Source organism: Campylobacter canadensis (genome assembly GCF_013177655.1).
Lineage (GTDB): Bacteria > Campylobacterota > Campylobacteria > Campylobacterales > Campylobacteraceae > Campylobacter_E > Campylobacter_E canadensis.
The window spans coordinates 184075-205662 of the sequence record NZ_CP035946.1; the positions used below are offsets into that span (position 1 = coordinate 184075).

The following is a 21588-nucleotide window of genomic DNA, read 5'->3' on the forward strand; positions in this document are numbered from 1 at the left end:
ATTAACCTTTTTTATAGATATTTTATTTTTATAAGAATTTAGCAAAAGGATGTAAATTGATAAGGTTAGATGGCAAAATTTTTACTCATTTTGATTTTATTTTACCTTTTTTAGTCTTTCCTATAATAGCCTTTTCTTTTTTGCTAATTAATGAAGCAAATGAAATTTTATCTCACAAGCAAATTTTATACATAATTGTTGGATTTTTTGCTTTTTTTATATTTTTTTTATTGCCTATTAGGAAATTTTTGTGGCTTATACCTTTTTTTTATTGGTTTTGCATTTTGCTTTTATTGCTTGTGGATTTAATAGGAACTACAAAATTAGGCGCTCAAAGATGGCTTGAAATACCATTTACACCTTTTACAATACAACCAAGCGAGATTTTTAAACCAGCCTTTTTGCTAATGCTTGCTTATCAAATTAAGCTTAACCCACCGCCAAAAGAAGGTTATGGCTTAAAGATGTTTATCAAGCTTAGTTTTTTTATTTTATTGCCTTTTGTTTTGATAAAAAGTGAGCCAGATTTAGGCTCGGCTTTAATTATTTTAATTGTTGGTTATGCTACTTTATTTTTAATTGGGGTAAATTATAAAATTTGGCTTGGAATTTTTATTTCTTTAGCTATTGCCTTGCCTGTAATTTATGAAAGTTTGCATTCTTATCAAAAAAAGAGAATCAACGATTTTTTAAGCAAGGAGCCAAGCTATCAAGTAAAACAAAGCATAATCGCAATTGGTTCAGGCGGTTTAAATGGCAAAAGCAAAACCCAAGCAACACAAACTCATTTTAAATTTTTACCAATTAGTACTAGCGATTTTATTTTTGCTTATACTATTGAAAGATATGGCTTTTTTGGTGCTTGTGCTTTACTTTTTACATATTTGCTTTTAATTATGCACCTTTTAAGTATAAATCAGAAGTTGAAAAAGGACTTTTTTTCAAGAACCTTTATTTGTGCCTTAGCCTTTTTAATCTTTATTTATGTTGGAGTTAATGTTTCAATGACTATTGGCTTTGCTCCTGTGGTTGGGGTTCCGTTGCCTTTTTTTTCTTACGGTGGTAGCTCTTTTGTTACCTTTATGGTGCTTTTTGGTATTTATGAAAATTTACTTGCTTTTAGATTTGACCCTAACTATAAACTCATAAGAATTAACTTTAATTAAATATTTAAAATATTAAAGATAAATTTTGCTAAATAATAAAATTTATCTTTTGTTATTTTTTTATAAAAAAATAATTTCTTTTAAAAAGTTAGACTTAAGGAATTTATTATTTTAAGGATATTTTTATGAAAAAGAAAATTTTATTATTAACTGCTTTTTCTAGTTTTCTTTTTGCAAGTGGAACAATTTCATTTGGAGAGATAGCAGGACTTAAGGAGCTTTACGGAATTTTTGAGCAATATAATTGTAATAAAAGTGGATATGAACAAAATGGAAAATATTGCTTTAGGGCAATTTATAAAGCTGGAAGTGGAAAAGGTCCAGATGGTTTATTTATGACTTGCTCTGCGAATGAAAAGAATAATGGTTGTAGTAATTTATTAGAAATTACAAATAATATTATAAAAATTAATGGAACGCCACAGCAACAAGCAGGAGCTAGATATGGTGGTTCTAGCGGTATTGTTGGTTATACTCAACAGTATGAACATAATTCATTAAGAATGTTAAAATCAAGTGAAGATATATATTTTAGTATGTCTTTGCTTAGAGATAGATCACAAATTCATGGTTCTTATGTTAATTTAAATCAACAATCTTTAGCAGCAGCAGAACTTGGAAGATGGAATCAATTATGGACTTTGTATGATTACTTTGGTCTTCAACCTTATTATTATAATTATAAAATTAAATCATATGAAAATGATGGACATGATGGTTTTGCTTGGGAAGCACATAGATTTAAATTAACTGATGATTGGAAGAAATATGTAAAAGTAGAAGCTTACATAGAAGATTATCCAGACTCAAACAATTACATTACAAATCCAAAATTTGTTAGTGGGGTAGATTATAAATTTATGAGTATTGAAACTAAAGAGCCAATAAATAATTATTTGCCATATGAGAGAAAATATGCACCTGAAGTAGTCGCTACTAAAAATTATTTAGGTAACTATGTTTGGGATTATCTAACAACAGTTCAAAGAGCAACAGCTAATTTTGCAGTTCAAACAATACCATATTGTAAGCAAAGGGTGCTTTATAAAATTGAAGTAAAAAGAATACAAATTCCAGGTCAGTGGATGGATTATACTATTTTTGATACTTATCCAAATTCAGATAAATGCAAAGTTCTAGGTGATTGGAATTTAAAAAGAGGGCAAAATAATTTTAAGGAAAGTGAAAAAAATGAATACACTTGGTGGGGATTTTTTGATGGAGTTCATACTTGTACAGGTGATACAAGATGGGGATATTGGAACTTGTTCAAAGATGAGCCACACCCACGTAGCGAATTATTTTATTTTTATGTAATACAAGATGCTTGGGAAGGAGATAAAAAATTTGAAAAAGATTGCTTGCCTACCCCTATTGCAAATATTACAAGTGCCTTTGTAAATTCTAAAGGTGGCGGTAGCAACAATACAACATTTTCTTATAAAAACCCAACCGATGCAACAGATATTTATACTTATTTAGATGGAGAAGATGCTTATATTAAAATAGATTTTAATAATGAAGAAAATGTATTTAAGCCAAGCACAAATCCATTTACAAGCGATAACACTCGTTATATTTCTTTAGATATTGCAGAAAGTAGAAAAAATTCAGAAAATCAAGGTGTTTGGAAATATTATGTTCAAAAAGATTGCACGGATTTTAATAATAAAAATTGTAAATATGTTCAATTAGCTTATCAGTATGATTTAAATGATATTAATGTATTTAATAGCGGTTCAAATGGAATTTTATACAAAGATATGTGTAAGTTTGCAAATCAAAAAGTAAAAGAGCAAATAGGAAATAGTGCAAATATTTGTAATCCAGATGACCCTGCTAGACAAAATGAGATTTTCTTTAAATACAACAACGCAATTTTAGAATTTGATAAAATAAGCACAAATGCTAATGATAAAAATAGAAGAGAGTTTAAACTAAGATTTTATCCTTCAATTAATTCAATAGCTAGTACAGGTTTAGAGATAAAGCATTCTCCAATTACAGTTAGACCAAGATATTTTGAAGCTAAGCAAGAAAGTTGTGCAATTGGTCAAAGCTGCACTAAGCCAATTCAAGCAAATATCACAAATGGCACAATTTACGATAATAAGATTTATGCTGATAAATATTTATTAAAGGTAGATTATCCAGGAACTACATATTATTTTAATCTTGCAAAAAATTATAATATTGTAAATGATAGTAATCCTATAGTTTTAAAAAGTAGCAACGATAACAATGATAGTTTTATGCCAATAATTCCTTTTGATAGTGCAAATATTGCTAGTATCGTGTTAAAAGATGCACATATTAAAAAATATTTACAAGATTATTTTAAAAATCCTAGCTATGATTACACAAAACATTGTAGCGATAGTGATGAAGTTTTAACTATGGATAAGGCAAATATAAGAGATAGTGTTACAGGTAAAATAGCTTGCCAAACACCAATGAAAGACTTTATACCTGTTACGCCAAAAGGTGTTGAAAGTGCTATTTCTTATAAAGATAGCATTGATAAAGATGCAAGGGTGAATGTAGTTTTAAATAATATTGACCCTGATAATAAAAATTTTACCTTTGCATACCGCATTTATCCACAATTACAAGCACAAGCAAGTAATTTTAATAAGCAAAATATTGCAAAGTATTACACAGATGATATAAATATTGAAATTACTCCAAGCTTTAGCAGTGGTGTTAGTTTAGATAAATTTGTATTAGAACAAGATACAAATGCTCTAAATAGAGCTTATGCAAATGAGATTAAGCTTGAAAATGGTGTATTTAAAATTAAAGTTAGCAAAGAAGAACTAAATAAATATTTTAAAACAAAGCTAGATGAATTAAATGACAACACTAAAACAACATTTACTTTCTTAAACGAAGCAAGTAATATGAGCTATGATAATGTAAGCAGATATGAAGCTATAGTAAAAAAAGATAAAAGAATAAATTCTTTAATCATCGCAAATGAAAATGCTAATGAAATACCTTTTACATTTTACTATACAAAAAAAGCACCTATTTTTACACTAAATAATGTAAAAATAAAAGTTTTAAAAAATGCTCAACTTGCAAATGATATTGAGCAAACACAAAGTGTTGGAGTAAAATTTGTAAGTGCAAGTCCGTTTTTTAAAGATGTAAAAGTTAGTAAAGGAAGTGATAATGCAAGCATTGATGAAACACATCTTGATATAAAACCAATGCTAAATTACCTTGATAGCGACAAACAATACAAAGAATTTATTTATCAAGCTAAAACTAGTAAAGAAGAAGCTTGGAGTGCAGATTGTGCTAATGCAAATAAAGTTTGTTATAGAAAATTACCAAGCTCAAAACTACCTGGCTATGAAGCTAAGTTTTTAAGTGATTATGGTTTAGATATAACAAGTGGTACAAATGTACTTAAAATTAAAAACACAAAGCAAAAGAATTCAGCTTATATAAAAGATACAATTCACTGCTTTGGCGGGGAATTTAATTGTGATACATCTTTTACAATTGAATTTAAAAATGACTAATTTTTGCAGCTTAAACTGCAAAAATTTTTTTAATAAAAAACAAAAATTTATTAAATTTATTATTAAAAATAATAAAATCTTGCTACAATCAGCTTTTTTAGTTTTTAAAAAAGGATATAAATGCAAGTAGCAAGATATTTAAACTTATTTTTTTTATATTTTTACTTGCGTTCTATTAGCTTTAAAATTAGTAATTTGAGTATTAAACTATGTAATTTTACATACAAAAGCCTTTTTACAGCTTTTTTAAGCTTTAAAAGATTATTTTATTTTTATTGCAAATAAATCTTTTTTAAACAAGCTTAAAAAAAATATAAAAAGGAGTTGATATGAAGAAATTAAATAAAAGCGATGTTAAAACATTAATATTAAGTTCATTAGGCGGAACTTTAGAATTTTATGATTTTATTATTTTTGCAATATTTACTCCTTATTTTACCCATCATTTTTTCCCAAGTAATTTAGATAAAAATGTGCAATTATTAAATTCGTACATTGCATTTGCAGCAGGTTATTTAGCAAGACCGCTTGGAGCAATTATTATGGGGCATTTTAGTGATAAATTTGGTAGAAAAAGAATGTTTTTATTAAGCATTGTTTTAATGGTTGTGCCTACTTTTATTTTTTCAATTATGCCTACTTATAAAGATATTGGATATTTTGCAATTTTAATTTTGCTTATTATAAGATTTACTCAAGGAGTGGCAATTGGAGCAGAGCTTCCTAGTGCTTGGGTTTTTGTGTATGAGCATAGTCCTAAAAATTACAAGGCTAGATTTTTAGCCTTGCTTACTTGCGGGGTTTGTGCTGGAATTTTACTTGGAGCTTTAGCGGCTTTATTTTTACATCTTAATTTTAGCGATGAAGAGATTAAAGATTATGCTTATAGAATTCCTTTTTTCATAGGTGGTATTTTTGGCTTAATTAGTATCTATCTTAGAAAGTTTTTACAAGAAACACCTACCTTTCAAAAAATGAAAGAAAGCAAGCAAATAAGCTCTTTTCCACTAAAAGATGTAATTAAAAATTATAAAGTTGATATTGCTTTGTCTATGATGATTACTTGGGTTTTAGCAGCTTGTGTGCTTGTTTTAGTGATTTTAATGCCAAATTATACTAAAGAACTTTTTTACATAAACTCAATTACAAATTCTTTCGTGCAAATAAGCGGCTGTATTGCTATGATATTTGGTTTATTTAGTACTGGCTATTTTGCAGATAGGTTTAAAGCAGCGTCTGTGTGTAAAATTTATGCTTTTTACTTATTTACATTTAATGTTTTATGCTTTTATGAAATGTATGTTGGTAAGGATTTTGTTTTATTTTGGATTTTTTATTTATGTGCTTGTTTTTTTGCTGGTATTGTTAATTTTGCTTCTATTTTTATGTGTTCGCTTTATAAAGAAAATATTTTAGTCTCTGGTATTAGTTTTTCTTATAATTTATCTTATGCGATATCAGGCTTTATAACCCCTATTGTTGTATTTAAATTGCATAGATTAGCGATTGAAAATGGCGGATTGTTTTTATTATCAAATGGCGTTTATATGTGTTTAATTTCAATTTTAGCCTTTTTTTGTGCTGTATTGTTTGAAAAAATAAAGGAAATAAAATAATTAATATAGCTTATATTTTTGTATTATAAACTATACTTAAGATTATAAAAGCATATATATTTATTAAAATTACATAGATTAAAATAAATAAAATAGTATTTTAAAATATTTTATTCATAATGCGTTATATTTATGCTTTTATTTTCTAGGAGAGTTTTTGTATTTTGTATGCCTAGACTTTGTATTTTTTCTAACTTAGAAAAAAGATTAGCCCTTCCATAAAGTTTTACATCAATACTGCTTAAACCTTTGTCAATTTGCATTTTTAATCTTTGATAATCAGATAAAAAATCAGCAAATTTATCATAAAAAGAGCTTAGCTCTTTCATAATTTCTTCTAAGTTTTTATTACTTTTGTAATTATTCCAGCCTAAATAAATCATTTTTAATCCAATAAATAAAGTGCTTGGACTTACTAAGAATATTTTTTTCTTTTGCGCTTTTAAAAATAAGCTTTTATCGTATGTGCAAGCTTGTTCTAAAAGGCTGTTGTAGGGTACAAATAAAAGCATATATTCATTTGCACCTTTTATAGTTTTTGCATAGTCTTTTTTAGCAAGTTCATCTATTCTAGCCAAGAGATTTTTTACTAATTCTTCTTTAAAATTATTCTCATCTTCGCTAAAAGCAAGAGAAAATTTTGAATCAATCACAACGCATTTTTCAGGCTCAAAATACACAATTGCATCTGGAATTTTTCTTTTATTTTCATCATCAATAAAATGCTCTTGCAAGAAAAATTGCTCGTTTTCAATAAGCCCACTAGCAAGCAAAACTTGCCTTAAGGCTTCTTCTGCAAAATTGCCCCTTATTTTTTTATCTCCTTTTAAAATAGCTGCAAACTCATCAGCCTTTTTACCCAAATTCATACTAGCATCAAACATAGTTTTAAGATTATTTTCTATGTTTTGATTTTGAAGCTTTAGATTTACTTCATAATCATTTAATTTTTTTGCTATTGGCTCAAAAATATCATTTAGTTTTTGATTTGATTTTTCAAGTAAAATTTTTGTATTTGTTTCATAAATTAATTGAGAATTTTTTTCATAATCTTGTTTTAATTTTTCTTCTAAAAAATAAGCTAATTCTTTATAATTTTTTTCTAGCTTGTTTAAATTATTTTCATAATCTTGCTGATTTTTTAAAAGATTTTCCTTAGTGCTTTGCAAATATGCCTTTAAATTTGCATTTTCTTCTTTAATTTGCTCGTAAGTACTTAATTTTTCATTATTTTCTTGAATTTTTAAAGATAGTTCTTCGTTTTTAGCATTTAAAATACTATTTTGCGTGTTTATTTTTAAAAATTTCACAAAAACAATACTTACAGCAAGAAGTAAAAATAAAAGCCCACTAGCTAAAATAATTTCTATCATAATAATTTCATTAATCTTTCATAATCTTCTTTAGTATCAATGCCAAATGACTTTGTGTTTATTTCTAGCATTTTGATTTTTTTACCATTTTCTAAAGCTCTTAATTGCTCTAACTTCTCAATGTTTTCAAGCACTGATGTAAAGCTTACAAACTCTTTTAAAGCCTTGTACGAATAAGCATAAATTCCTAAGTGTAAATATATTAAATTACTTGTGTTATCTCTATTAAAAGGTATGTTTGCTCTAGAAAAATATAAAGCATAATTATCTTTATCAAGCACTACTTTTACTGCATTTGCATCTTTATAATCATTAATTTTACTAAAACAAGATGCCATAAAAAATTCATCTTTATATTTATTTGCAAAGTCTTTAAATAAAAGTAGATTTTGCTTTTCAAAAAGCGGCTCATCAGCTTGTAAATTAATGATTATCTCATCATCATTTAAGCCTAAAATATCTGCTGCTTCTTTTATTCTTTCTGTGCCGCTATTATGCTCTTTTATACTTTTTACACATTTAATATTGTGTTCTTTTGCTAGATTTATTACTTCATCGCTATCAGTTACAATTATTGTTTCATCTACTTTTTTTGCCTGTAAGGCTGTATAAATACACATTGCAATACCATTTATTGGTGCTAGAATTTTATTAGGAAAGCGAGTTGATTTTAATCTTGCTGGTATGATTATCATTTTTATCCTTTTATCCAATTTAAAATTTGTTCTTTTATTTCATTTACCTTAATCTCTTTTGCGTAATTTACATTTGAATTTAAAGCTTCTAAAAGATTATCACTTATTTTGCAATTTTTTTCCTTGCTTAGTTCAAAAAGTGCTTGTTTTTCTTCTTTGTTAATATCTAAAGCTTTGCAAATGCTAGGAGTAAATTTACACCACTGCGCACTAGCACAAAGCAAGGTAAAATCATCATCTAAGGCATTAAGAGTGGTTGCTGTGTGCGGGTCAAACAAATAAACATCGCTATATTTTTTTATGTTTTTTAAACACTCATCATCGCTGCATTTATAAGCAATAAAATGCTCTTTAAGTTTATTTAATTCATCTTTGCTTAATGTAAAATATTTTTTTTCATTTAAATCTTTATATAAACTAGCTGTTCTTTCATCGCCAAAAAAGTAAAAAATCAATCTTTCAAGATTAGAAGATTTTAAAATATCCATAGCAGGGCTTAAAGTGCATTTAAACTCACGCTTTCTTAAATCATAACAACCTGTATTAAAAAAATCATATAAAACACAATTTTCATTGCTAATTATTTTAATTTTATTAATATTAGCTCCCATCATCTTTGCATAAAAAGCAGCTAGAGCGTTGCCAAAATTACCGCTTGGAACTGCTATATTTATTTTATTTTCATATTTAAGCGAAGCATAATAATGATAAATTATTTGATATAAAATCCTACCAAAATTAAGAGAATTTGCAGCACTTAAGTTTAATTTTGCTTCCTTAATACTATTTTTAAAATCAGCGTCATTTAAAAGCTCTTTTAAAGCACTTTGCGCATCATCAAAATTACCATCAATTGCTAAAACTAAAGAATTATTATATTTTATTTTACCCATTTGTGCTTGTTGAACTACACTTGTTTTATTGTGTGGATAAATGCAAATTGTTCTTGCAAGATTATTAAAAGCACTTAAAGTTGCAGGTCCTGTATCTCCGCTTGTTGCACACATAATTAATAAATTATCTTCTAAAGCACTCATAAATCTTGCTAAAGGTGCTAAAGCAAGGTCTTTAAAAGCACGAGTTTTACCTAAAAATAATTCACAAATATGGGCTTTGTCGTTAAGTTTTACAATATTTATTGCTTTTTGATAATCAAATTCTAAATAAGCATCAAGACTATTTTTAAATTCATTTATAAATTCATTACTAAAAGTTTTATAAATTACTAAGGCTAAGTCGTTATAACTTATATTTTTATCTACACTAATCTTTGTTAAAACACTAGGCGAATAAAGTCCGCCATCACTGCTTAATGGGTTTAGCAAGGCTTCTTTTAGCGAAGCTTTTAATTTTGAGTTTTTGCTGCTTACAAACATTTTTTTCCTTTATTTTAAGTTAGATAATTTTGGTATTTTTTAATTAATTTTTCAAGTAATTTTACATTTATAAAAGGATTTTATATATTTTAAAATTTCTTTTTTTACATTTAAACTAAGCTCTAGTTTTTCATCAATTAAAATTGTATTAAAATTAAATTCTTTAATTTTTACATAGTCTTTTTTGCATAGTACAAAGCCTTTTGCCTTGTGTTTTGCTAATAAATCTTCTAACTTGCTCTTACTAAAATAATAATGGTCGCTAAAATAATAATACGCCTTTGCTTTTTTTGCATATTTTTCTAATCTAAAGGGCTTTGCAATAGCACTAATAAATACATAATCGCTAAAATCATCTTCTTTTACAAAAGATGTTCTAAAATAATCTTTATTTTCATATAAATTTAAATTTGCTCTTTTTTGAAAATAAAGCGGCAATCTATATTGCCCACTTGGTAGGGTAAAATTATATTTTGCCCTTTCTTTTGCATTTAGTAAAATATCAAATTTTTTTATGTGAAATTTAGAAAAAGCATCATCTAAAATAACACATTTTGCCCCTAAACTAATAGCCTTTTTAATAGCGTCTTCTCTTTTATTTGCAACGATAACATTTGCCTTTGTAAAATATGCGTGCTCTAAAGCTTCATCAGAGCTTTGAAGATAAGAAGCTAAAATTTCTTTTTTGTATTTTACTAATAAAACTCCTTTGCTTTTTCTTTTATAGCCACGCAATATTATAAAAATATCATCTTTATAAATTGGATATAAAAAATCGCTAAGAGCCTTAGTAAATGGAGTTTTACCGCTACCGCCAACGCTTAAATTTCCAACGCTAATAATAGCAATATCAAAGCTTATTCTTTTTTTTAAACTTGAGTTTAAAATAGAAAGTATCATATATAAAAATGAAAATGGCAAAAGCATAAAAATCAGTATTTTTTGAAAAAAACTTGGTTTAAAAAAGTATCTATCTAAAAAACTCATTTTAATCCTTTATAATTTGTATTTGCATATCTTTTAATTCATTAGATAAAATAATCATTTCTTCATTGCTTAAAGACATTTTTACCTTGATTAAATCGCTAAATTCTTTATCGTAAATTATATTATTTTTATCTAAAATATAAGAGATTTTATTAAATAAATTATAGTTTGTATAAAGACTGTAGTTTTGCCTTTTAATATAACTTTGTAATAAATTTTCATTTTGAGCTTTAATAATAGCTTGATTAACGCTAGTTGAATAAGCCCTAACTAGCCCACCACTACCCAAAAGCGTACCGCCAAAATACCTTACTATATAACAAGCGCAATTTATTAAATTCGCTCCACGCAAAGCATTTAAAGCACTTTGACCGCTAGTTCCTTTAGGTTCTTTATCATCGCTTTGATTTTCAACAATTTGATTAAATTCATTTAAAACCCTTAAAGCATAAACAACATGCACTGCTTTAAAATGTTCTTGCTTTAGCTCGTTTTGTCTTATGCTAGGATTATTTTCATAAATTGGCTCTAAATAGCAAATGAATTTAGAGCCTTTTACTAAATAACTTTCAGTTACTAAAGTATTTATTATAAACATAATTATGAGTTATTCTTTTCTTTTGGCAAGAATAATTCAAGCAAAATAGCACACAAACCACCAGTTGCAATAGCTGATGAGAATAAGGTTTTAAATATGCTTGGAAAATGTTCTAAGATTGCAGGTTGAGTGCTAACGCCTAAACCAAGAGCTAAAGAAATTGCTAAAATCATTAAAGCTCTTTTGTCTAAGGTTGCACGAGAGATTATTTTAATACCTGTTGCTGCTATTGTTCCAAACATTACTAAAATAGCACCGCCTAAAACTGGCTCAGGAATTCTTAATGCAAATTGTGCAACTACAGGAAAAACCCCACAAATAATAAGCATAATGCAAACAATGTAGCCAACATATCTACTAGCAACTCCGCTTAATGCAATTACTGCATTATTTTGACCAAAACAAGAATTAGGAAAGGTGTTAAAAAATCCTGAAACGCAAGAATTAAGCCCGTTAGCAAAAACCCCGCCTCTTAATCTTCTTTCAAAGTCTTTTCCTTGTGTTGGCTGGTTGCTAAGCTCACTTGTAGCGCTAATATCTCCAATAGTTTCAAGAGAAGTAACTATAAAAATAATGGCAAAAGGTAAAATAAGAGAGCTTTCAATGCTAAGCCCATAAAATAAAGGAATTGGATAAATAAATGTTGAGCTTGCATGAACATCGCTTATATCAAATCTTCCTATTAAACTAGCATAAATTATACCTATTAAAATAGCAAAAAATAAGGCACTAACTTTTATAAATGGTTGTTTTAAACTATTTAAAATCACAATAGAAAGTAAAACAATACCGCTTAAGCTAAGATTTTGAATTGACGCAAATTGTAAGTTTTCAGCAATGTTTTTATCCATTGAAGCATAGCCGCCACCTGCACTAACTAAACCTACTGAAATTAGTGTAAGTCCAATTAGCATAACAACAATCCCGCATACTAAATCAGAAATTACCCTTCTTACATATTTTAAACTCATAGAAACAATCATTTCAGCAACAGAACAAAGCATTAAAGTTCCAAAAATTGCTGCTAGAATTTCTTCATCACTTAAATTTTCATTTCTTAAAATAAGTCCGCCTGAAATAATCACAGAAACAAAGTTAAATGAAGTTCCTTGAATACTTAAAAGTCCGCTACCAATTTGAAAATTTTTAATTTTAAAGGTCATCATTTGTATAAAACCAGCAACCCCGCTAGCAAATAAAGACATACTTACAATTCTTGTTATATTCTCATCGCTAAGTCCTATGGCTTTACCAATGATTAAAGATGGCGTAATAACCGCAACAAACATCGCTAATAAATGAACTAATGCCGCAAAAATCGCACGGCTAAATGGTGGTTTATCGTTAAGTCCATAAATCAATTCGTTTTTCATAATTTCCTCTTTTTAATTAAGTCTAAATCAATTAAATATTCAAGTAGCTTTTGTGCTACAAAGTCGTACCCTTTTTTGCTTAAATGTGTGTTTTTTAAGGATAAATCGCTATTAATCCAAGCTTTTTTTCCTCCGTCTTTTTGCATAAGTAAATCAATATCAAAGACATAACAATTAAGCTCTTTTGCTAAATCATAAATAAGTTTTTTTACTACATCAGCACTTTCTCCTTTTTTATAAGATTGATTTTCATACAAGGTTGGTTCAGGGGCTATTAAAAGCACAATTTTTGAATTTTTTGTTTTAAATAAAGATATTATTTTTTTATAATTTTCTAAAAAAGTTTTTTCATTTACATATTTTACTACTCCTTCATTTGTGCCAAATGAAAAAATTAATATTGAATAATCAAGTTTTTGTGCAATTTCTTTTACAAAAGCATCATTTACTCTTAAATAATTATAAACACTAGCTCCATTTATGCCTAAATTATCAATATATTCATTATTATTACTTAAAAATCCGCCTAAGGTGTAAAAGCTTGTAAAATAAATATGTTTTGTATTATTAGATAGTTTTTTTATTTTCCATTGAGAATTTTGCAAATATAATTGCTCAAGTTTTTTTGCTTGAAAAAATAGCTTTATATCAACCAAGCAAGAATTAGTGCAAACTGCGTTAATACCACCAAAAGATAGATTATTTTTTGTATTAATCAAATAAGAAATTTTAAAATTTTTATTATTGTAAGTTGCTAGGTATTGATTGTGCCATTTAGGTAAAATAGGCGGAATAAAACCTAAGGAGCTTATATTTAATTTTTTTCTAAAATAAGCACTCATATAATCACTTGCAAGATGAGAATCGCCTATAAATGCTATTTTTAAATTTTCTTTTTTTTGAGTTGGGCTTGTTTGTACTTTTTTTTCTTTTAGTTCTTTATTTTGTTTTAGTTGTTGTTTTATGCTTGGAATTTTATGTTCTATTATTTTTTTTTCTTCTTGTTTTTGTTGTGTTGTGTTTGGGATTGTTTTTGGAATTTTACTTGAAAAAAAATCATAAGAACAAGAAGAAAAAAAGATTAAAATAATTAAAGTAAATAAAATTCTCATTCAAACTCAACCAAATCAAAAAAGTCTTGAGCTAAAAGCTCGTAACCGCTAGGGGTAAAATGCACACCGTCATTTGAGCGTAATTTTTTGCTTTTTCCATCAATTTTTAAATAATAATCAAAATGAAGTTTTAAAATTGAATTTATTTTTACAAGATTAAGCTCTTTTTCGTTAGCTAGTTTTGTAAAGATATTGTTTAGGGTTTGTACTTTTTGATTTTTATCTTCGTCTTTAAAAATAGGCAGTTCGTACCAAAATATTTTAGCTTGATAATTTTTTGCTATTTTTATTAGTTCTTTGATTCTATTTGTATAAAATTCATTCCAATCGTTTTCTCCGAATTTTAGTGTTTTTTTGTTTATTTTAATATCCCACAAATCATTAATCCCCGCTAAAACTATTATTGTTTTAAAATTATTTTGTTTTAGAATTTTTTCTAAATTATTTGCGTAATCATAATATTTTTTTCTTAAAAGTCCCGTACTTTGTTTTGCAATATTTACACAATTAATTTGCATACTTTTTGCAATTTTGCAGATTTTATCTCCTACACCTTGCATTAAACTATCGCCTATTAAAACCAAGCCATCGTTTTTTAATAAAATTATTTTGTCATTTTTATTTGTACTAAAATTAAAATTAAATTTAAAATCATGCAAATAACATTTTTTAAATTTTATTTGTTTTTCTTCTTTTTGCGCTAAGATTTCATCGTCTTTTTTGAAGTTGTTTTCTAAAAAATTTTTAAATTCATCAAATTTTTTAAAATATAAAGAGTTTAATTCTAGGCTTTTATGATATTTTTGTTCATAATATTCGCTTAATGATTGATTATACAAGCTAATAAAAAAAATAAAAACTATTAAGCTAATAAAAACAAATTCTTTCATTAAAACCCTGCATAAATAAAATTTGGAATGCCATTTGGCATAAAAATAAATACTAATGTTAAAACCAAAATTACAATAATTATTTTAACAAAAATATTAACACTTTTGAAAAACAAGCATAAAAGCGCTAAAAGATTTTTAGAATAAAAATTAAATATTAAATAAGCACAAATTATTAAAAATGTGATTAGTTCTTTATTGCTTACTTTATTATTTAAAAAAAAGCATTCATAATATTGCAAAAACTCATCAAAACTAGCAAAATAAAAAAAGCTCCAAGCCAAACTAATATAAGTAAAAGTTACAAACATTGAAAGTAAAGGAAAAAATCTAAATTTAATACTTGATACAACGCATAAAGCAAAGGCGTGGGCTAAGCCCCAAAATAAAAAATTAATAGTATTTCCATGCCACAAGCCAGATAGTGCAAAGGCAATTATTATATTTAATTTTGTCCTAAAAAAACCACATCTTGAGCCGCCAAGTTTTATATAAATAAAGTCTTTAATAAACAAAGAAAGGCTAATATGCCATCTTCTCCAAAAATCTTGAATGTTAATAGCTTTAAAAGGATTATTAAAATTCTTAGGCAATTTAATACCAAGCATTAAAGCCAAAGCACTTACTAAATTAACATAAGCACTAAAATCACAATAAAGCATAAAAGAATAAAAATAAAAACAAATTATTAAACCCAAAATACTTAAGTTTTCTTTATTTTCTAAGTAAGATAAAAAATAATCTTCAAAAATATTTCTTAAAACAAGCATTTTAACAAGTGCAAAAAGTAATAAAGACAAGATTAAATTAATTTTCATAAAGCGTTTTTTGCTTAAAAATTGCTTGTTAAAATAGCTAAATCTAAATATAGGACCGCTAGTAAAAATAGCAAAAAAACCAAGATATGTAATTAAATTAAAAAGGCTTATTGGATATTGTTTTTTATTATAAATGGCACTAAGATAAGTAAGTGCATTAAAAGTATAAAAAGATAATCCTACAACAAATAAAATTTCAACATTCATATTTAAATGTAATAAAGATAAAAGATAATCAAGGCTATCTTTAATGCTTTCATAATATTTAAAAAAACTTAAAAATAAAAGCAGGGCAAATGATGAACTTGTATAAATATAAACATTATTTCTTGTATAAATTAGCAAAGCTAAAAAATGAGTAAATAGACAAAAAATAATAAAAACACTAAAAACATAAGCTGACAATAAATAAATAAAGCTTAAAGAAAAGACGCAAAGCAAAATATTTTGAATTTTTTCATTTGCTAAATTATAAATTATTACAAAGGGTAAAAAACAAAGAAAAAATTCAATAGAAAGTAAGCTCAATGTGTTTCCTTTATATATTTTTTTATTTCAATGCTTAATTTACTTAAGCCATCTTCATCGTTGTTTAAAAATAGATTATTTGCAATTAAATAATCATAATTATCTAAAAAATTAGTAAAGAAATCTTTATTTAAATCATCTTGATTACACAAATATGCAAGTTTTTTATCAACAAAGAATTTAGCATTAAAATATTGATGATTTTTATAAGCGTATTTATAAGGTACAAACAAAGTTGGTAAAGCATTAGCACAAAGTTCAAAACAAGAACTAGCCCCAGCTCTGCTAATGCAAAAATCAGCCTGTCTTATGTAGTTAATAAGCTCCTTGCTAAAGCCAATTAGCGTTGGTTTAATGCTAAAATTTTCATATAATTTTTCATATTTTTTTAATTCTTTTTCTCCACATTGATGAATTAAATGTATATTTTTTTCAAGCAAATAAGGATAAATTAAATAAGCAAATTCATTTAAAAAACTAGCACCCTGAGAGCCGCCTAGTATTAAAATACATTTAATTTCCTTTCTTTGTCTTTTTAAATCTTTATAAATATTATTAATTGGATAAGCTAAATATTCTTTGCAAAAAGCACAAAAAAATCTTTTACTAAAAGGTTTGCAAATACGATTTGCTAAGCCCATTTTTGAGTTTTGCTCGTGAATTATTAAAGGTTTAAACATAATAATAGCAGCAATACTAGCAGGCAAACTAGAATAACCGCCAACGCTAAAAACACAAGAAATTTTATGTTTTTTAAAAATTTTTATACAAATAAAAATTGCTTGTATTAAAGCTAAAAGACTTTTTATTTTTGTAGAAATTTTAGAATTTACAAAGCCACTTGATTTTAAAAAATAGCAATTATCCCCACTAAAATAATTTTTATCTTGACCATTTACGCTACCAACATAAATATATTTTGTAATCTTTGTGCTAAGTGCTTTTGCAATGGCTAAATGACCACCCGTTCCTCCGCCAGTAATTAAAAGCATTAAGAATTCTCCTTGTAAAAAGATTTTTTATTATTTGTTTTATAAAGTGCTAAAATGATTGTAATTGCAAACACATTTGCAAACATAGAACTTCCCCCATAGCTTAAAAACGGCACCGCAATTCCTTTTAAAGGTATAAAACCTAAAATTCCAAAAATATTCATTAAAAATGAATAAGCAATGCAAAATGTGTATCCTATTATAAACAAAGAGTATTTTTTTTCTTGTACATTTGCAGAAATTTTTATTAAAGATAAAAAAAGCCAAAAATAAATAGCGCAAATAAATAATAAGCCTAAAATTCCTATTTCTTCAGTCATTCCAGCTAAAATAAAGTCAGTATGCACCTCGCTTAAAAATCCAAGCTTAAACACTCCAAGCCCAAGTCCTTCTCCAAAAATCCCGCCATTAAAAAAAGCGTTTAATCCGTGCGTTAGCTGATAGGGCGTGTTTGCGTTATAAATTCTCATTGATTCTTGAAAGCGTTCTGGTAGTAGGGGTAAAATAATATCTTGAATATTTACCCACCAATCTAAGATGCGTTGAATTCTTTTTGTATTTAATAAAATAGCTAATATTACTAATAAAACTCCGCAAGAAGAAATCAATAAAACACTCATAAATGTTCCACCAGCACACAAAGCCATACTTAGTAAAACAACAAGCATTACCACAGCTTGTCCTAAGTCGTTTTGAGTTACATAAATATAAGCAAAGATAATAAAATACAAAAATAAAGATGGGGCAATACGCATAATATCTTGTTTTAAAGATATAGCCTTGCTTCCATATTTTCTTGAATAAGTCCAAGCTAGAATATAAATAAAGCCTATTTTTAAAAATTCCGTAGGTGCAATTGAAATTGATAGTATCCTAAGCCATCTTCTAGCTCCTTTAGTCTCCACCACTAAACTAGCTGGTAAAAAAGGCAATAAAATACAAGCAATAATGCTTATTGTAATGCAAGAAATTAGTAAAAAAATAATCATTCTTTCATTACAAATTTTTAAAAAAGTAAATAAAAATACCAAAGAAACAAAGGCAAAAAGGCTTTGATAGCTTAATAAAGCTAGTGCATCTTTTTGCCCTGTGTATTGAAAAAAACCAAGTGAAAAAACAAAAAGCACACTAAAACTCATAAGTATTAGTATGCTTAAAAATACTTGTTCTTGTATTTTCAAGCTACTGCCTTTTTTCTTTAATTTGTTCTAGTGCTATTATTAATTCATCTAAATTATCGTAAGGAATGTGAATTTTCCAATCTACTTTACTTTCTTTTAAACAAATAGCAAGACTTAAAACATCATCACTTCCTATTCCATAAGGTTCTTTTAGATTTGCAATTGATAAGGTAGCATTTTTGCTATTTTTTAAAATTATAGAATTTAAACGCTCAACTTTCATCGCTTGTAATCCTTTTTAATTTTGCTTGCATTCTTAACCACTCTTTTTGCTCCATAATAGGAAAGCCTCCATAGGTTTTGCTTTCAGTTAGGCTTTTGCTAACCCCACCTCTTGCAGCAATAATACAACCATCTTTTATACTTAAATGCCCACTAGTTGCACTTTGTCCGCCCATAATTACAAAAGAGCCAAGTTTTGATGAACCTGCAAGACCTGTTTGAGAAACAATAATACAATTATTTCCTATTTCACAATTATGCCCTATTTGAACTAAATTATCAATTTTGCTACCGCTTTTAATAAGAGTTTTATCAAAAACAGCCCTATCAATACATACGCAAGAGCCTATTTCTACATTATCTTCAATCTCTACAAAGCCATTGTGATAAATTTTAGTATGACCTTTTATGCTACTTGCATAGCCAAAGCCATCGCTACCTATTACACTATTTGCATGAAAAATGCAGTTATTGCCTATTTTAGTATCGTTATAAATTACTACATTAGGATAGATTATGCACTTATTTCCTATTTTTACATTATCTCCTACAAAGGCTCCGCTCATAATAATACATTCATCGCCAATTACGCTATTTGAGCCTAAATGAACATTAGGCATAATATTGCAGTTTTTACCGACTATGGCATTTTTAGCATTGCTTAATAATTCTTTTGCAAATAATTTGCTAAGTTTTGCGAAGGCTAATTTAGCATCATCAACCACAATAGCTAAACTATTTTTTGGTACATAATCTTTTAATGCTTTATTTACAAGCACTGCAGCTGCTTTTGTGTTTGCTAATTCATCATTATTTTTTAAAGCAAAACTTAATTCTTCGTTACTTGCTAAACTTAAAGAATTAAGCGCCTTAATCGCAATATTTTTTTCACATTCAATTTCTAAATATTCGCAAAGAAATTTTAAATCCTTCATTTAATCTCCATTAATAACACCCCTGACCTTGCAATATCAATAGGGTTAAATCTTTTCATAGTTTTAATAAAATTACTAATTCTTTCATTAGTATCATTTACACAGATTGTAATAAATTCATCATTTGAATGTGCAATATTACCACCATAAGATTTTAATAAAGTATCAAGTCCGCTTAAATTTTCATTAGCGCTAATTTTAATTAAAGCACATTCACGCTCAACAAACTCACAATCTTCTAGCACCTTATAAACAGGAATAAGTTTGTGTAATTGTTTTGTTATTTGTTCAAAAGTTGCATTATCTTCACTTGTGCTTATGTTTATTCTTGAAAATTCAGTATTTACTATAGGAGCAACGGTTAAACTATCAATATTATAACCACGACCTGAAAATAAACCAACAACTCTACTTAAAACCCCATGCTCATTGCTTACTATTATACTTAATACTCTTTTCATTTATCTTCCTTTGTGATTAAGTTGCTTGGTAAAATCATATTATATAAAGCTGCTCCTGCAGGTACCATCGGCAATACATCTTCAAATCTATTTACAATTACATCTAAAACACAAGTGTTTTTACTATCTAAACACTTTTTAAAAGCTTCATCAAATTCTGTTTTTGTGCTAACTCTATAAGCATCACAACCAAAACTTTTTGCTAAGGCTACAAAATCAGGCTGTACATCTTCTAAATCCGTGCTTGAATATCTTTGCTCATAAAATCTAGTTTGCCATTGTCTTACCATACCTAAATAAGAGTTGTTTAAAATTATATTTATTACTTTTTTTCTTTGAGCGATTAAGGTCATTAGTTCTTGCACATTCATTAAAAAAGAACCATCTCCAACAAAATTAATCACAAGCTCATCTTCTTTAGCAAAAGCAACTCCAAGTGCAGCAGGAATAGAATAACCCATCGTACCTAAACCTCCGCTTGTGCTAAGTCTTCTTGGCTCATAAAAAGGATAAAATTGTGCTACCCACATTTGATGCTGACCAACATCAGTAATTATATTTGAATTTTTTGGAGCAAGGGCTGCTGTGCGAGATATTACCCATTGAGGTTTTAAAACTTCTTTGCTATCTTCATAGCTTAATGGATAAAGATTTTCATATCTATTTAAAATTTCATACCACTCATTAAATTCACATTCATTAACTTCCTTTGTTAAATCAGAAATTACTAAGCTAGCATCTCCTACTATTGGATAATCAGCTTTAATAATTTTTGAAATAGAGCAAGGGTCAATATCAATATGAGCTATTTTTGCCATTTTAGCAAATTCACTTGTTTTACCTGTGATTCTATCATCAAATCTAGCGCCTATGCTAATTAATAAATCGCACTCGCTAATTGCCATATTTGCTTTATAGCTTCCGTGCATTCCTGCCATTTTTAGATTTAATTTTTCATCATCTGGTAAAATTCCTAAAGCCATTAATGTGCAAACTGAAGGGATTTTTGCCTTTTTTATAAATTCTTTAATCTCATTTGATGCGTTCATAGCACCACCGCCAATATATAAAAGTGGTTTTTTACTCTCGTTTATGGCTTGAGCTAGTTTTTTTATTTGTTTTAAATGACCTTTGTAAGTTGGTTTATAAGTTTTAAGATTTACTTCGCTTGGATAGTTAAATTCATATTTTAAAGCGGTAATATCTTTAGGAATATCAATATGTACAGGACCTGGGCGACCACTTTTTGCTATATAAAAAGCTTCTTTTATTGTTTTTGCTAAATCTTTTATATCTTTTACTAGGTAGCTATGTTTTACACAGGGTCTACTCATACCAATAGCATCAATTTCTTGAAAAGCATCGGTTCCAATTAAACTTGTAGCAACTTGAGCTGATATTAAAACCATTGGAATACTATCACAATAAGCAGTTGCTAAGCCAGTTAGTGTATTTGTAAAACCAGGTCCGCTTGTAACCAAAGCAACGCCTACCTTAGAACTAGCTCTTGAATAAGCATCAGCCGCATGTGCAGCACTTTGCTCGTGACGAACTAAAATATGTTTAAAATCATTTTGTTTGTAAATTTCATCATAAATATTTAAAGCAGCTCCACCAGGATAACCAAAAACTACTTCAACACCTTCTTCTTTTAACGCCTTGCAGATTATTTTTGCACCACTAATCATATCTTTTCCTTTAAGTTTTTCTTATTAAAACAAGTATTCATTAATAA

At 27.3% G+C, this 21588-nt stretch carries 18 protein-coding genes; 3 read left to right on the plus strand and 15 right to left on the minus strand.

Annotated elements, in window-relative coordinates; translation table 11 throughout:
• Positions 1–56: 56 nt before the first annotated feature.
• From CCANL266_RS00865 to CCANL266_RS00875, 3 genes are all read left to right on the plus strand, one after another.
• Positions 57–1166, plus strand: coding sequence for an FtsW/RodA/SpoVE family cell cycle protein (locus tag CCANL266_RS00865; RefSeq protein WP_172230070.1), 1110 nt, complete (start codon positions 57–59; stop codon positions 1164–1166).
• A gap of 125 nt (positions 1167–1291) precedes the next feature.
• Positions 1292–4696, plus strand: a complete 3405-nt coding sequence (locus CCANL266_RS00870) for a hypothetical protein (protein WP_172230073.1) — start codon at positions 1292–1294, stop codon at positions 4694–4696.
• Between the two features lie 329 nt (positions 4697–5025).
• Positions 5026–6312 carry an MFS transporter gene (locus tag CCANL266_RS00875; protein WP_172230076.1) on the plus strand — a complete coding sequence of 429 codons (1287 nt, stop codon included), beginning with the start codon at positions 5026–5028 and terminating at the stop codon, positions 6310–6312.
• A gap of 110 nt (positions 6313–6422) precedes the next feature.
• On the opposite strand, the gene CCANL266_RS00880 is transcribed toward CCANL266_RS00875, so the two are convergent.
• From CCANL266_RS00880 to CCANL266_RS00950, 15 genes are read right to left on the minus strand one after another with little or no spacing between them, the layout of a single operon-like run.
• A complete protein-coding gene (locus tag CCANL266_RS00880; protein WP_172230078.1) occupies positions 6423–7685 on the minus strand; it encodes a DNA recombination protein RmuC in 1263 nt (420 codons plus the stop codon).
• Positions 7682–8380: a 3-deoxy-manno-octulosonate cytidylyltransferase gene (gene kdsB / locus CCANL266_RS00885; protein WP_172230080.1), complete on the minus strand. Its 699-nt coding sequence runs from the start codon at positions 8378–8380 to the stop codon at positions 7682–7684. The genes CCANL266_RS00880 and kdsB overlap by 4 nt, the downstream gene beginning before the upstream one ends.
• A gap of 2 nt (positions 8381–8382) precedes the next feature.
• Positions 8383–9756: a threonine synthase gene (thrC, locus tag CCANL266_RS00890; protein ID WP_172230082.1), complete on the minus strand. Its 1374-nt coding sequence runs from the start codon at positions 9754–9756 to the stop codon at positions 8383–8385.
• A 51-nt stretch (positions 9757–9807) separates the two neighbouring features.
• Complete coding sequence (locus CCANL266_RS00895; RefSeq protein WP_172230084.1) at positions 9808–10743, minus strand: tetraacyldisaccharide 4'-kinase; 936 nt, start codon at positions 10741–10743, stop codon at positions 9808–9810.
• Between the two features lies 1 nt (position 10744).
• Positions 10745–11341 (minus strand): YigZ family protein, encoded by a 597-nt coding sequence (locus CCANL266_RS00900; RefSeq protein ID WP_172230086.1) that lies wholly within the window; start codon positions 11339–11341, stop codon positions 10745–10747.
• 2 nt (positions 11342–11343) lie between these two features.
• Entirely contained in the window at positions 11344–12714 is a 1371-nt protein-coding gene (locus CCANL266_RS00905) for a uracil-xanthine permease family protein (protein ID WP_172230088.1), read from the minus strand.
• Positions 12711–13826 (minus strand): GDSL-type esterase/lipase family protein, encoded by a 1116-nt coding sequence (locus CCANL266_RS00910; RefSeq protein ID WP_172230090.1) that lies wholly within the window; start codon positions 13824–13826, stop codon positions 12711–12713. Before CCANL266_RS00910 ends, CCANL266_RS00905 begins: the two co-directional genes overlap by 4 nt.
• Complete coding sequence (locus CCANL266_RS00915) at positions 13823–14716, minus strand: DUF459 domain-containing protein (protein ID WP_172230093.1); 894 nt, start codon at positions 14714–14716, stop codon at positions 13823–13825. The genes CCANL266_RS00910 and CCANL266_RS00915 overlap by 4 nt, the downstream gene beginning before the upstream one ends.
• The gene (locus tag CCANL266_RS00920; protein ID WP_172230096.1) at positions 14716–16062 is read right to left on the minus strand and encodes an MBOAT family protein; all 1347 of its coding nucleotides are present in this window, start codon (positions 16060–16062) and stop codon (positions 14716–14718) included. Before CCANL266_RS00920 ends, CCANL266_RS00915 begins: the two co-directional genes overlap by 1 nt.
• Positions 16059–17054 carry a UDP-N-acetylglucosamine--N-acetylmuramyl-(pentapeptide) pyrophosphoryl-undecaprenol N-acetylglucosamine transferase gene (locus CCANL266_RS00925; RefSeq protein ID WP_172230099.1) on the minus strand — a complete coding sequence of 332 codons (996 nt, stop codon included), beginning with the start codon at positions 17052–17054 and terminating at the stop codon, positions 16059–16061. The genes CCANL266_RS00920 and CCANL266_RS00925 overlap by 4 nt, the downstream gene beginning before the upstream one ends.
• Complete coding sequence (locus CCANL266_RS00930) at positions 17054–18235, minus strand: FtsW/RodA/SpoVE family cell cycle protein (protein WP_172230102.1); 1182 nt, start codon at positions 18233–18235, stop codon at positions 17054–17056. Before CCANL266_RS00930 ends, CCANL266_RS00925 begins: the two co-directional genes overlap by 1 nt.
• A gap of 1 nt (position 18236) precedes the next feature.
• Entirely contained in the window at positions 18237–18458 is a 222-nt protein-coding gene (locus tag CCANL266_RS00935; protein WP_172230105.1) for a hypothetical protein, read from the minus strand.
• Positions 18448–19392, minus strand: coding sequence for a UDP-3-O-(3-hydroxymyristoyl)glucosamine N-acyltransferase (gene lpxD, locus CCANL266_RS00940; protein WP_172230108.1), 945 nt, complete (start codon positions 19390–19392; stop codon positions 18448–18450). The genes CCANL266_RS00935 and lpxD overlap by 11 nt, the downstream gene beginning before the upstream one ends.
• The gene (ilvN, locus tag CCANL266_RS00945; protein ID WP_172230111.1) at positions 19389–19853 is read right to left on the minus strand and encodes an acetolactate synthase small subunit; all 465 of its coding nucleotides are present in this window, start codon (positions 19851–19853) and stop codon (positions 19389–19391) included. The genes lpxD and ilvN overlap by 4 nt, the downstream gene beginning before the upstream one ends.
• On the minus strand, positions 19850–21541 hold the full coding sequence (locus CCANL266_RS00950; protein ID WP_172230114.1) for an acetolactate synthase large subunit: 1692 nt from the start codon (positions 21539–21541) through the stop codon (positions 19850–19852). The genes ilvN and CCANL266_RS00950 overlap by 4 nt, the downstream gene beginning before the upstream one ends.
• Between the last annotated feature and the right edge of the window lie 47 nt (positions 21542–21588).